The organism is Ferrimonas lipolytica (genome assembly GCF_012295575.1).
Lineage (GTDB): Bacteria > Pseudomonadota > Gammaproteobacteria > Enterobacterales > Shewanellaceae > Ferrimonas > Ferrimonas lipolytica.
On sequence record NZ_CP051180.1, the window covers coordinates 3,872,028 to 3,886,271 of the forward strand.

Below are 14,244 nucleotides of genomic sequence, written 5' to 3' on the forward strand. Positions count from 1 at the left end.
TTAGTACTTCCTTAGCGTCAATCTTTTGCCCCGTTGAACCAGCTCCAGATCGCGTAAGGCGTTCATGCCGAGCAAAATGGTGTGGCCGTCCAAGCCGGGATTAATGTGTGCAGACAGATTATATAGGGTAAGTCCGCCAATGGAGAGCGATTCAATGTGGGTTTGCCACACTCTAATGCTGCCATTTGCGGTATTTACTTGAAACGGCCTACCTCGGGGTAATTGTAATTTGTCAGCCACAGCGGCGGGGATAGATATTTCAGTGGCACCGGTATCCAACAGCATCACTACCGCTTGTTCGTTGAGTAGCGCTGAAGTGACATAGTGGCCTTGTCGATTCTGCTGCAGCGTAATGGTGTTGGCCGCATCAGTGCTAACGTTTTGATTTGGATTGTATTGCCGTTCTATTTTTTGATCGAAGTAAAAGTACAGCAGAGCGGCTAGGATCAGCCATGCCATCACAAACATCAGCTTGCCGGTTCGGGTCTGAGAAGTCGCTGTTGAGGGCATAAGGTTTGATACACTCTTCGAATAATTATTACTATTATTTGCTAGTAAACAAGGAATTACCATGACTAAACTGCAATATCATGTTGAACCGAAAGGGCGCTGGCTTGAGTCCGTTCAACATCGCTTTTGCAGCTTTCACGGGGTGCGGCCAAAGCCTATTTCGATGGTGGTTATCCACAATATTAGTCTGCCGTCTGGGTTATTCGGCGCACCCTATATAGACCAGCTGTTTTTGGGTTGTGTTCAATCGGATTACGAGGTGCTGAAGCAGCTGCATCAGGTTGAGGTATCAGCGCACTTGTTGATCCGCCGAAATGGTGGCGTAGTGCAATATGTTCCGTTTGATCGCAGGGCATGGCATGCCGGGGTAAGCTGCTTTGCAAACGAAGCAAACTGCAACGACTATTCGATTGGGATTGAGCTGGAGGGAGCGGACAATATTCCTTATAGCGATAACCAGTATCAAAGTTTGGCGGCAGTAATTAGCGCCATAATGGCAGTGTACCCATTAATTACACCGGCACGAATCGTTGGCCACAGTGATATAGCTCCCGGCCGCAAGACTGATCCTGGCCCAGCCTTTGACTGGCAACGATTGACCACAGAACTGGAGTCCATCAGATTATGACACTGTTCTCTCTTCTCTTGGTGATGTTGGCGGAGCGCTTAAAACTGTGGCAGCAGACATTTCAGTTTGAATCGTTCAGTCGCCGTTATTTCGCTTTGGTTGGCGTAGATAGAGGTCGACCCAGTATTATTTTACTGGTAGCGGCCTTGCTCCCTGCGCTGGTCGTTGGCACAGCGACCGAGCGGCTAAGTGGCTGGTGGTTTGGTGTGCCCAATCTCATTGTGTGGTTGGTTATCGGCTTACTGCTGTTTGGCCACAGCTCAATTCGCCAGCGCTTTCGGCAGTTTTTGCACTTTGCGAGCAGTGACGATATCGACGCCTGCCATCAGTTAGTGCAGCAAATGGACGCCTGCCATCGAAAAGATGCGGATGAATATTCACTCGGGCAGCATATGGGGGAGCTGGCGGCGTGGATCAACTTTCGCTATTACGCCGCCGTGGCACTCTATTTTGTGGTGCTTGGGCCAGCTTTTGCCATGTTTTATTCATTGGTGCGAGATCTACACGACCATCACTCCCGTCTAGGTCGGCCACGGTTATCGACAACCTTACATCTGCTTGACTGGTTACCTGCACGTATTGTCAGCGTCAGTTTTGCCTTTGCTGGCCACTTTCAACAATCGATGCAAGTACTGCTGCCAAACCTTATCAATCTTCGCGTTCCTGCTCGAAAGGTTGTGGTTGATGTAGCCATCGCCGCCGAGGAGATGCCATCGCAAACTAAGCAACCGATCTGCATCCTCTCAACCTTGGCAATGCTAAAGTTGGTAAAGCGCAATTTGGTACTGCTTTTAGTAGTGGTTTCTTTTTTGACCATTTTTGGCTTTTTACAGTAATAACACACTGACAAAGATGAAAATATGCCTTACCAGCATTACTCTGTTTCGACCTTTTCTTAGTACTCTGTGGGTGACTTTATCTCGAACTTGATTCGATGGGGCTCAAGCTGAGAGCTGCATCAAGCTAAAGTTGAGCATGAACTAGCCCTTATTCAAATTTCCCCCGCATGATGTGATCGGCATCAAATAAATTGCACTGAGCATCTGATACTTGTAGTATCCTGCGGCAACGGATATTGGTAATACCAATTTACAATCCCGAAATATCAATGGATGTGACACGACATGTCTTATCGACGAATTAACCAGCCTAAATTGTCCGACGTAATCATGAAGGAACTCGAGAAGATGATTCTTGAGGGCAGCTTGAAACCTGGGCAAAAACTGCCGCCAGAACGAGAGTTGGCAGTCCGCTTTGAGGTTTCACGACCGTCGTTGCGAGAAGCGATTCAAAAGCTCGAAGCTAAAGGGGTGTTAAATCGCCGACAGGGCGGTGGTACTTATGTGAAGGATCAGCTGTGGAATAGCTTGTCTGATCCGCTGGTTGAGTTGCTCGCCAATAATCCAGAATCACAGTACGACTTATTGGAATTTCGTCATGCAACTGAAGGCATGATGGCTTATTACGCCGCGTTACGTGGCACCGATTCTGATCAAGAACAGCTTCGAACCCAGATGGATTACATCAAACAGGTTCAAGGAGATCCAAAACGCGAAGCGCAGGCTATTGTCGAGTTCCATCGCAGTGTGGCAGAGGCTTGTCATAATGTTGCGATGTTGCACCTAGTCCTAAGTCTCGCGCCGTTGCTGGAACGCAACGTGGCGGAAAACCTGCAGCTGCTCTACCGTCGAGAGGGCTCATCAGATGTGGCAAATATCCACCGTGAAGCGCTGTTAGACGCCATTTTAAAGCGCGATCCAGAGATGGCTCGCCGCGCCTCAAACGACCACCTCGCTTACATTGAAGAGGTGACGTTAGAGGTTCGTAGGGAAGACAGCCGACAGCAGCGTAGCCTGCGTCGAATGAGAAACGAACTTATTTAATTGCATGCGGTATCACCCTCAATTACTAGGGTGTGCAACTACAGAGAGTTAGGAGTGTAAATGTCAGGTTCTATTGTGCAGGATGTTGACCAGCAGGAAACCAACGAGTGGCTACAAGCCCTTGAAGCGGTGATGCAGGAAGACGGTATTGAACGCGCGAAGTTTCTTTTGGACGAGATGATCACCAAAGCGCGCAGTTCTGGTGTTGAACTACCAACAGGGATCACCACTAACTACCTGAACACGATTGACCCACAGAGTGAGCCGGCTTATCCCGGCGACATCAGCCTTGAGCGCCGAATTCGCTCTATCGTACGTTGGAACGCGATTATGATCGTGTTGCGCGCCTCAAAAAAAGGGTTGGATCTTGGCGGTCACATGGCTTCTTATCAATCCGCTGCGGCGTTTTACGAAGTGGGCTTTAACCACCTGTTCCGCGCCAAGAATGCTAAAGACGGTGGCGACTTGGTCTATTACCAAGGCCATATCTCTCCCGGCATTTACGCTCGCGCCTTTATGGAAGGCCGCCTAACCGAACAGCAATTAGATAACTTCCGCCAAGAGGTTGATGGTGAAGGTATCTCCTCCTACCCACACCCTAAGCTAATGCCAGAGTTTTGGCAGTTCCCAACGGTTTCTATGGGTCTTGGCCCAATCAGCGCCATCTATCAGGCTCGTTTCCTTAAGTACCTCAATGGCCGTGGTCTGAAAGACACCTCCGAGCAGCGGGTATACGCCTATCTTGGCGATGGCGAAATGGACGAGCCAGAATCCCGCGGTGCTATCTCCTTTGCGGCTCGTGAGAAACTGCACAACCTGTGTTTCTTGATTAACTGTAACCTGCAGCGTTTAGATGGCCCAGTAATGGGTAACGGCAAGATCATTCAAGAGCTAGAAGGCCTATTTAAGGGCGCTGGCTGGAACGTAGTTAAGGTGATCTGGGGGAACGGTTGGGACAAACTGTTGGCGAAAGACACCAGCGGTAAACTGCTGCAATTGATGAATGAAACCGTCGACGGCGATTACCAAACCTACAAATCCAAGAATGGCGCTTACGTGCGTGAGCACTTCTTTGGTCGCTACCCAGAAACCGCAGCGTTGGTGGCTGACATGACTGACGCTGAGATCTTTGCTCTGCAACGTGGCGGCCACAGCCCATCGAAGTTGTATGCTGCTTATCAAAATGCGATGCAGTGCACCGATAAGCCAACAGTTATCCTTGCTAAAACCGTCAAAGGTTACGGCATGGGTGATGCAGCAGAGGGTAAGAACATTGCCCACCAAGTTAAAAAGATGGACATGAGCACCATCTTACAGTTGCGTAACCGCTTAGGTTTGAGCGATTTACTCAGCGATGAACAGGTAAACGAATTGCCTTATTTGAAGCTGGAAGAAGGCACTGCGGAACACAAGTATCTGCACGAGCGTCGTCAGGCTTTGCATGGTTATACCCCGCAGCGTTTGCCTAACTTCACTGAAAAGTTGCAAGTTCCGACCTTAGAAACATTCCGTGGCTTGTTAGATGAGCAAAAGCGCGAGATCTCCACCACCATGGCGTTCGTTCGTGCATTAAATGTGCTGCTGAAAGACCAAGGGATCGGTAAAAACGTGGTGCCAATTGTTGCTGATGAAGCACGTACCTTTGGTATGGAAGGCTTATTCCGTCAAATCGGCATCTACAACCCGCACGGCCAAACGTACACCCCCCAAGACCGTGACGTGGTGTCCTACTACAAAGAATCGACCTCCGGTCAGGTTCTCCAGGAAGGCATTAACGAACTTGGTGCTATGTCATCTTGGGTTGCAGCAGCAACCTCATACAGCACCAACGATCTGCCGATGATCCCATTCTATATCTACTACTCGATGTTTGGTTTTCAGCGTGTTGGTGATATGGCTTACATGGCCGGAGATCAACAAGCCCGTGGCTTCTTGCTCGGCGCCACTGCAGGCCGTACCACATTGAATGGTGAAGGGTTACAGCACGAAGATGGTCACAGCCATATCTTGGCTAACACCGTGCCAAACTGTGTCTCTTACGATCCTACCTACGCCTATGAAGTTGCGGTTATTCTGCAAGACGGCATTAAGCGTATGTACGGTCCAGAGCAAGAGAACATCTACTACTACCTAACGTTGCTCAACGAGAACTACGCTCAGCCAGCAATGCCTGAAGGAAGCGAAGAGGGTATTCGCCGTGGCATCTACGGTTTAGAAAGCTACTCTGGCGATAAAGCCAAGGTACAGCTGTTGTCATCCGGCACCATTATGCTGCAGGTGCAACAGGCCGCTAAGGTGCTATCAGAACAATACGGCATCGGTTCAGATATCTTCTCCGTTACCTCGTTCAACGAACTGACCCGAGACGGTCAAGATGTTGAACGTTGGAACATGCTCCACCCAACCGCTGAGGCGAAAACCCCTTATGTGGCGCAGGTGTTGGGCGATCTGCCTACCATCGCTGCAACGGATTACATGAAAAACTACGCAGAGCAGGTTCGTGCCTTCCTACCGACCTCAAGCTACCGCGTGCTTGGTACCGACGGCTTTGGTCGTTCAGACAGTCGCGTTAACTTGCGCCGCCATTTCGAAGTCAATGCTGATTACGTCGTCGTAGCAACCCTGACTGAGCTGGCTAAACAGGGCCAGATAGATAAGCAGGTAGTTGCCGATGCGATTGCCAAGTTTGGCATCAACCCAGATAAAACCAACCCACTGTTTGCTTAAGGGAAATCATCACATGACTATTGAAATTACCGTACCGGATATCGGTGCAGATGAAGTCGAAGTGACTGAAATCCTAGTTCAAGTGGGTGATACCGTTGAGCTGGAACAATCACTGCTGACCGTTGAAGGTGATAAGGCTTCAATGGAAGTGCCAGCAGCAAGTGCTGGTGTTGTTAAAGAGATAAAAGTAACCGTCGGCGATAACGTCACTACCGGCAGCTTAATTATGCTCTTTGACGACGTTGCAGCAACGCCTGTTGCCCCAGCAAGTGCCGAAGCTGAAGCAATCACTACAGCTGCTCCCGCTGTTACCAGCGAGCAGGTTATTGCAGTACCAGATATTGGCGGCGATGCGGTAGAGGTTACCGAGATCTTGGTTAAGGTTGGCGATAGCGTTACCGAAGAGCAATCGTTATTAACGGTAGAGGGTGACAAGGCTTCTATGGAAGTACCGGCACCGGTTGCCGGTGTGGTTAAATCCATCAGTGTTAATCTGGGTGATTCAGTCACCACCGGTGCCGATATTATGGTGTTTGAAGTGGCTGGTGCTGCTCCAGCAGCTCCTACGCAAGCCCCTGTCGCATCGGTTGAAGCGCCAACAGCTGCTCCGGCTCAGCCTACGGCTGTGGTTCCAGTGGCTAACGCGCCAGCCAGCGACTTCTCGGAAAACAGCGCTTATGCCTACGCGACGCCGCTGATCCGCCGTTTGGCGCGTGAGTTTGGTGTCGACCTGAGTAAGGTGACTGGTACTGGCCGTAAGAAGCGCATCATTAAAGAGGATGTGCAAAGCTACGTTAAGGGCGCTTTGGCTAAGGTTCAATCTGGCCAAGTCAGCTCTGGCAACGGCTTGGAGCTGCTACCGTGGCCGAAAGTCGATTTTGCTAAGTTTGGTGAAATTGAAGTGCAGAAAATGTCGAAGATCAAGAAGATCTCCGGCGCGAACCTCGCCCGTAATTGGGCGGTCATTCCGCACGTAACCCAGTTCGATGAAGCCGATATCACCGAAGTCGAGGCGTTCCGCAAGGCGCAGAACGTTGATGTGGCCAAGCAAGATCTTGGTTTCAAGATCACCCCGCTGGTGTTCATCCTTAAAGCCGTGGCCAAAACCCTCGCGGATTTGCCGCAATTCTGCGCCAGTATCGGTGAAGATGGCGAAAGTGTGGTGTTGAAAAAGTACATCCACATCGGTGTTGCTGTTGATACACCAAACGGGTTGGTGGTTCCAGTAGTGCGCGATGTTGATAAGAAGGGCATCTATGAGTTGTCGCAAGAGTTGATGGCAATCTCTAAGAAAGCCCGAGCAGGCAAGCTGAGCTCCGCTGATATGCAGGGCGGTTGTTTCACTATCTCTAGTCTCGGTGGTATTGGTGGAACCGCGTTTACACCAATCGTGAACGCTCCGGAAGTGGCCATCTTGGGCGTATCCAAATCTGAGATGAAGCCCAAATGGAATGGCAGCGAGTTTGAGCCACGGCTGATGCTGCCGCTGTCGTTGTCTTATGACCACCGGGTTATCGATGGCGCCGACGGTGCTCGCTTTAGCTCAACCTTGGCGAGTTACTTAGGCGATATTCGCAAACTCGTACTGTAAAGGTCGCAGTAAGCCAGAACTTTGTGATCTGGCTTCTGTTCCTGAGTGCGGCCACGTACAATGGCCGTGCTCTCAATGGAATGCATTAGAATCAGAGGAACATCATGAGCCAACAGATCAAAACCCAAGTTGTTGTCTTGGGTGCAGGACCAGCCGGTTATTCTGCAGCGTTTCGCGCCGCTGACTTAGGTCTGGAAACCGTTATGATTGAACGTTACAGCAGTCTCGGTGGAGTATGCTTGAACGTAGGTTGTATCCCTTCCAAAGCGTTGCTACACGTAGCGAAGGTTATCGACGAAGCCAAACAGATGGATAGCCATGGCGTTAGCTTCTGCGCACCAACCATCGACTTAGATAAGATCCGCGCTCATAAAGAGAAGGTGGTCGGTCAGCTTACCGGTGGTCTGGGTGGCATGGCCAAGATGCGTAAGGTCAACGTGGTTAACGGCCACGCCCAATTCACCGGTGCCAACAGTATTGACGTAACTGGCGATGATGGACAGGTCACTACCATCACCTTTGATAACGCCATCGTTGCAGCGGGCTCTCGTCCAATTGAACTGCCATTTATTCCTCATGAAGATCCTCGTATCTGGGATTCTACAGACGCGCTAGAGCTGAAGAGTATTCCAGAGAAGCTATTGATTATGGGCGGCGGCATCATCGGTTTAGAGATGGGCACAGTCTATGACGCGCTTGGTTCTAACGTTGAAGTGGTTGAGATGCTCGATCAAGTGATCCCTGCCGCGGATAAAGATGTGGTGCGGGTGTTTACTAAGCGCATGAGCAAGAAATTTAAGTTTATGCTGCAAACCAAGGTGACTGCTGTTGAAGCCAAAGAAGATGGCATTTACGTCTCCATGGAAGGTAAGAAAGCCCCAGCAGAGCCACAGCGTTACGATGCGGTACTGGTGGCTATTGGTCGTCTACCAAACGGTAAGCTAATTAACGCTGAAGCAGCCGGCATCGCCGTTGATGAGCGCGGCTTTATCAATGTTGATAAGCAGATGCGCACGAACGTGCCGCACATTAGCGCGATTGGCGACATCGTGGGTCAACCGATGTTAGCGCACAAAGGTGTGCATGAAGGCCATGTTGCCGCTGAGGTGATTGCCGGTAAGAAGCACTATTTCGATCCTAAGGTGATTCCATCCATCGCTTACACCGATCCTGAGATCGCTTGGGTTGGCTTAACCGAGAAAGAAGCCAAAGAGCAGGGCATCAGTTACGAGACCGCGGTGTTCCCATGGGGCGCTTCCGGCCGTGCTATTGCTCAAGGTGCCTCCGATGGTATGACCAAGCTTATCTTTGATAAAGAGAGCAACCGTATTATTGGTGGCGCTGTCGCTGGTTCTAACGGTGGTGAACTGCTTGGTGAGCTAGGCTTGGCGATTGAAATGGGTTGTGATGCTGAGGATCTCGCGCTCACCATTCACGCTCACCCAACTCTGCATGAATCCGTTGGTCTAGCTGCGGAAGTGTATGAAGGTAGCATTACTGATTTGCCCAACGCCAAGGCAAAAAAGAAATAAAATTCAATAGTTAATTATAAAAGGCAGCCTTTATGGCTGCCTTTTTTATGGATGAATTCTGCAATAAATTAGCGTAGCTTGGCTGCCATAAAAATGAATAACGTACAGTAGAGTTTATGTGGCTGAGATTGTGGTGCTTCGCATTATTGCTGTGGACCAATAGTAGCGTTGCCGAAGCAGTTCGGGTGGTTGGGTTTGAGCAGGGTCTACAAAGCCAAATCGTACTGAGCACGCTTGAGGATCAAGAGGGCTTGTTATGGATAGGCACTGAGGATGGACTCTATCGCATGAGCGATAGGGTGGTTCGACGTGTGGATGACCTGAATGTTGCTGGGCAGCTCAGCAACAGTGTATTTCGTGCATTACAGCGCCTGCCAGATCAACAACTGTTACTTAGTACCGCAGGCCAGATTGCGTTATTCGATATCGCTAACAATCAATTTTTGCCGCTATCCGAGCGTTTCCCAAATCTCGATGCCAACAGCAGCACCGGCTTCTTTTATCAAGATCACCAGCGTGACATTTGGTTTATTACCAACAATGGCCACATCTACAAACTGCGCTCCGACCTGAACGCATTAACCTTGGTTGGAAAGCTCCCAGCTGGGCAACGTTATCGGCAGATCTACCACCATGCTGATGGTGGCATCTGGGTCATGGCACCGCACCAACTTTGGCATCTTAATGAGCAAGGTGTGGTGCTGGATAGCGAGGTGTGGGATGACGCCGGCGGCGAACTCACTACGTTGTTGGATGTTGACCGCGATACCCTTTGGATAGCCAGCACCCAAGGGTTGGTGTCGATGGATGTCCATGTCGGTAAAGACTCGTTTAAGACCCTGTTAACTGCCTCAATTCGGGATCTTGAGATGGATCCCCGTGGCAATGTTTGGCTGTTAGGCAGAGGCAAACTTTGGCTTTGGTCGATAGGCGCTGTTGCCCCTACTGAAGTACCGATGCCAACCGTTGAAAACTTTGATCCGGTGTTGGTGCTAAAGCTGATGCTCGATTCTAATCAACGGTTGTGGTTTATGAGTGGCTACCATGGCTTGGTGGGCATGCGACCACCGATGAACTTTGTGGCGGAGTCCTATACCCCTAAGCACTACCCGCAGATGCCAGCAGGGGCGGTTTGGCATATCTGGGCCGATGACGAACAACGGCTGTTGGCCACTGATGGTGGCTTGCAGTGGTTCGATGTAGCCACTAATAGCTATCGCCACATCGAGCTACCCGGCTTGGATGACAGTGGTGCGGCATGGGCGATTTGGCCTTTGGACCCACAACGATGGTTAATTGGTAGCAGTAATGGTTTATATGAAGTTGACCGAACCACACTGCAAGCGAAACCGCTGATCCCCGTAGGTGCGCCAGAGCTCGCAAAACGCAGTATCTATGTGATTGTTCCTAGTGGCGATGCGTTATTGCTGATCACCGATTTGCAGACCTTCCGCTGGAAACCGGGGCGGGATATCGAACACCTGTTGATCGACGGTGAAGCGGTGATTGGAGTGCGTAATGCCCATGAGGATGAACAGCAACGATTGTGGTTGGCGGGGGAAGGAGTACTGGGCTATCTGGATCATAGCGATCAATATCATTCATTGCTGCCATTGCTGCCGCAACAATATCGCCTGAATAGCTTCAGCATGCTGCTGCCTATCTCCGAACAACGTTTATGGTTTGGCAACTATGGCCATGGCTTGTGGCAATATGACAGCCGCTGGAATGAGGTGGTATCGATCTCGGAACATCTAGGGTTGAATTGTGATAATCCCAATTTTGCCACAACCCATAATCAATCGATCCTATTGGGATGTGATCGCAGCTTATATCGAATTGATCCTGCCGTAGATGAGGTGATCGGTATCGACCGTTACGATGGCTTACCGATCGCGAACTTCAATGAAGGCGCGATGTTTTACGATGAGTCTTTGGGATTCATGGTGGGTAGCAGTAACGGCATGGCGGTGTTGCAGCCCGACCAGATGTTTGTGGTAGAGCGGCGTCAACGGGCACTGTTTGAATCACTCGAGCTGCAGCTGAATGATGGCACTAGCCAGGTGTGGCTCCGACCTGAACTCAGCAAGATTGAATTGGATGCTTCAGCCCAATTAGTTACCTTTCAGTTTGCCAGCAATCGCCTACTGGATCCGAACCCCAAGCGCTATCGTTACAAGTTGAATTACAACGGTAACGAAGGGGAGCTGATTACCATTAACGCCTCTGACCGACTCACTTTTAGCCACCTCAAAGCCGGCGATTATGAGCTACTGCTGTTCGGCAGCAGTAACGCCTCTTGGCAAAGTATTCCCAGTCGAGTTCGCTTTACGGTTAATCAAGCTTGGTGGCAATACAGTGCAGCCCAGTTTGCTACCCTCACCCTCGCTGTAATTCTGTTAGTGCTGTTAATACTGTTGCTCCGCTCTAAGCTCCGCCGTGGTAATAAGGCGTTAAAGCAGTTATCTAGTAGCCAACAGCGGTTGCATATTGCGCTGGATGCCAGTGATTCAGATAGCTGGGAGTGGCACCGAGAAGATAATCTAATTCGGATCAGCGATCGTAAGAAGATTTTCAGTGCCAGTGGGGACGTACTGATTGCCGAACCTGATACCAATAGTATCCATCCGGATGACCGCTTGCGGGTGAAAACTGCGTGGCAAAATCATATCAGTAACACCAACGATCGCTACGATGTGATCTACCGACAAACCGATTACAGTGGGCAGTGGCGCTGGATCCACACCATGGGGAAGGTTGTTACCCGTGAGCCCAATACCAACAAACCGATCTCGATCGCTGGGATCTACACCGATATCACCGAGAACCGCCGCTTAGAACAGGAACACACACTCTACGCGTTAGCGTTTGAGCATGCAGCAGAGGGGGTGTTCATTCTCGATCGCGATCTTCAGATCGTTGGTGCCAACCCTGCGGCGGCCAGCATATTGGGCTGCAGCCCAACGGATCTGCACAACGGTGAATTGATGCACTTTTGGCTGCATGAGCAATCGATGTCGGTCAATGAGCTGCTGCAGCAACCGACACCATGGCAAGGGGAAGTCTTCCTATTCAATCGGCAAGGCAATGCTTTGCCGATGCAGGTGAGCTTGAGCACCATGCACAGCGGCTCAGAACAGCGCTGGATCTTCCTGTTCAGTGATATCTCAATCCGCAAGCAGACCGAAGCCGAGCTGCAGCGACTCGCTAATTTTGATCCTCTTACAGGGCTGCTAAATCGCTCCAATTTTAATAAACAGGTAGCGCAGCTACTGGAAAAAAATGCGCTGTTGTCACAGCCGTCAGCGTTGTTGTTCTTAGATCTTGATCGATTTAAGAACATCAATGACAGCTTTGGTCACTCAAGTGGTGATGAGCTGCTGGTGGAGGCGGCTCGGCGCTTGCAACAGTACATCGGCCCTGCCGATATGTTGTGTCGTTTTGGTGGCGATGAGTTTGTGGTGTTTGTGCCGGATGCGCTGAGCACTAAAAAGCTGGAGCAATTGGCAGATCGGTTGCTGCATGCATTTAGCCAACCGTTTGAAGTGGGCTCGCAGGTGTTTTACATCAGTACCAGTATTGGCATTTCACGTTGTCCTGAGGATGGCGAACAACTGGAGTTTCTGGTTAAGAACGCCGATTTAGCGATGTATCAAGCTAAAGAGGAGGGGCGCGGGCGCTTCTGTTTTTATACCAAGCAACGCAACGATCAGATGCACCACCAACTGGCCCTCGATAGTGCCCTGCGGGAGGCGCTATTGAATGAGCGGTTGCAGCTGTACTACCAGCCGCAGATTGATCTTGATAGCGGCCGTATTCTTGGGATTGAAGCACTACTGCGCTGGTTTGATGTTGCCGGTGGTGCCATTCACCCCGAGGAGTTTATCGCCATTGCCGAGTCGAATGGTTTTATCATTCAGTTGGATCGGTGGGCTTTGAAACAGGCGTGTCGTGAGTTTGTGCGCTGGGATGGGGTGGATGCAAACTTGGTGCTATCGGTTAACGTGTCAGCCACCAACTTTCGCCAAGCGGAGTTTGTCGATTACGTCGAGCAGGTGCTGCAACAAACGCAGATGAAACCGCAATCATTGTGTATCGAGATCACTGAAGGGGTGTTGATGCATGAAGTTAAATTGGTACAACACCATCTGCATGCCCTGCAACAATTAGGCGTACGGGTTGCCATTGATGACTTTGGTACCGGTTACTCCAGCTTGGCCTACCTAAGCCAATTTGCGGTTGATCAAGTTAAGATTGACCGCTCCTTTGTCTTGTCGTTACCGCAGTCTGAGGTTAATGCTGCCATTATCCGCACCATTATCGACTTGGGTCGCAACCTTAACCTTGAAGTACTGGCTGAGGGGGTAGAAACCGCTACCCAACAACAGTTTTTACAAGAGCAAGGCTGCAGCCTTGTACAGGGTTTTCGTTATGCGCGGCCGATGAGTGCGCCATTGTGCCTTAGCTTTATTCAGCAATGGCAAGGTGTTCCTGCTGAGGATTACTAACGCCACCGCTTAGCAGCAGTGTTGGCGCCACCAATCTTGGTTTAATTCATGCAACGTGGCTAGGTTGAAGTTAGCGATACTAAAACGAGGGTCTTGTTGTTGCGCGACTTCAGGGATGGCGACCACAGCCATATTGGCAGCCTTAGCCGCGATAACACCATTGACCGAATCTTCAATGGCGAGGCATTGCTCTGGAGCAACCCCGAGTGCTGTGGCAGCATTGAGATAAACCTGAGGGTGCGGTTTACCGTAAGCCAAGGCTTCGGCGGAGCAGATTGCCTGAAAATGCTCGGTTAGCTGCAATCGCTCGAGGGTAGCGTTAATCAGTTGCGTCGGCGAGGAGGTTGCTAGAGCGATAGGTAAGCCGTTTGCTTTGATAACCGCAAATGCTTGCTCTACACCGGGTAAGGGTTGTCCTTCGGTTCGCACCAATGCAGCCACCTGATCGACAATCTCGGCGGCAACTTGGTCAATGCTAGCGCCTTGCCATGGGTGGCGGCTATACCATAGCGCCACCACCTGGTCGATACGCAGACCCTTGGTCGCAACCGTGTCTGCAAGGGTTAACGGCACACCATAGCGAGGTAAGACGGCGAGCTCAGCTCTTTGCCACATCGGTTCGGAATCGACTAAAACGCCGTCCATATCGAAGATCACTGCGGCCAAAGCGAGCGCTTGCTGTTGTTGAGTCATGACTGCTTATTTGATTGGAATAGAAACGAGATGGTAATGCAGCAAACGTGCAGGGAAAAGCCGCTTGTGAGTATGGTTAGTGTAAATAATTAAATATCTATAAACATTATCGTTAGCAGGTTGTGAATCGATTTAAAACTGAACATAACCTCGCTATACTGCCCGCACCTAA

General features: G+C 50.4%; 9 protein-coding genes. 7 read left to right on the forward strand and 2 right to left on the reverse strand.

The features are described from left to right. Positions 1 to 510 (reverse strand): retropepsin-like aspartic protease family protein, encoded by a 510-nt coding sequence (locus HER31_RS17595; RefSeq protein ID WP_168662624.1) that lies wholly within the window; start codon positions 508 to 510, stop codon positions 1 to 3. Positions 511 to 571: 61 nt separating this feature from the next. Here HER31_RS17595 and ampD point away from each other — a divergent pair, with 61 nt between their 5' ends. The 7 genes from ampD (at position 572) to HER31_RS17630 (ending at position 13,379) form a co-directional block, all read left to right on the forward strand. Beyond that, positions 572 to 1,138 carry a 1,6-anhydro-N-acetylmuramyl-L-alanine amidase AmpD gene (gene ampD / locus HER31_RS17600; protein ID WP_168662626.1) on the forward strand — a complete coding sequence of 189 codons (567 nt, stop codon included), beginning with the start codon at positions 572 to 574 and terminating at the stop codon, positions 1,136 to 1,138. Next, a complete protein-coding gene (gene ampE, locus HER31_RS17605; RefSeq protein ID WP_168662628.1) occupies positions 1,135 to 1,974 on the forward strand; it encodes a beta-lactamase regulator AmpE in 840 nt (279 codons plus the stop codon). Before ampD ends, ampE begins: the two co-directional genes overlap by 4 nt. A gap of 288 nt (positions 1,975 to 2,262) precedes the next feature. Beyond that, positions 2,263 to 3,021 carry a pyruvate dehydrogenase complex transcriptional repressor PdhR gene (gene pdhR / locus HER31_RS17610; protein WP_168662630.1) on the forward strand — a complete coding sequence of 253 codons (759 nt, stop codon included), beginning with the start codon at positions 2,263 to 2,265 and terminating at the stop codon, positions 3,019 to 3,021. A gap of 60 nt (positions 3,022 to 3,081) precedes the next feature. Next, the gene (gene aceE / locus HER31_RS17615; protein WP_168662632.1) at positions 3,082 to 5,748 is read left to right on the forward strand and encodes a pyruvate dehydrogenase (acetyl-transferring), homodimeric type; all 2,667 of its coding nucleotides are present in this window, start codon (positions 3,082 to 3,084) and stop codon (positions 5,746 to 5,748) included. A gap of 13 nt (positions 5,749 to 5,761) precedes the next feature. Continuing rightward, positions 5,762 to 7,339 carry a pyruvate dehydrogenase complex dihydrolipoyllysine-residue acetyltransferase gene (aceF, locus tag HER31_RS17620; protein ID WP_168662634.1) on the forward strand — a complete coding sequence of 526 codons (1,578 nt, stop codon included), beginning with the start codon at positions 5,762 to 5,764 and terminating at the stop codon, positions 7,337 to 7,339. Positions 7,340 to 7,443: 104 nt separating this feature from the next. Beyond that, positions 7,444 to 8,871, forward strand: a complete 1,428-nt coding sequence (gene lpdA / locus HER31_RS17625; RefSeq protein ID WP_168662636.1) for a dihydrolipoyl dehydrogenase — start codon at positions 7,444 to 7,446, stop codon at positions 8,869 to 8,871. Positions 8,872 to 8,987: 116 nt separating this feature from the next. Then, positions 8,988 to 13,379 (forward strand): EAL domain-containing protein, encoded by a 4,392-nt coding sequence (locus tag HER31_RS17630; RefSeq protein ID WP_168662638.1) that lies wholly within the window; start codon positions 8,988 to 8,990, stop codon positions 13,377 to 13,379. A 9-nt stretch (positions 13,380 to 13,388) separates the two neighbouring features. Here HER31_RS17630 and hxpB read toward each other — a convergent pair whose 3' ends face one another. Next, on the reverse strand, positions 13,389 to 14,072 hold the full coding sequence (gene hxpB, locus HER31_RS17635) for a hexitol phosphatase HxpB (RefSeq protein WP_168662640.1): 684 nt from the start codon (positions 14,070 to 14,072) through the stop codon (positions 13,389 to 13,391). Between the last annotated feature and the right edge of the window lie 172 nt (positions 14,073 to 14,244).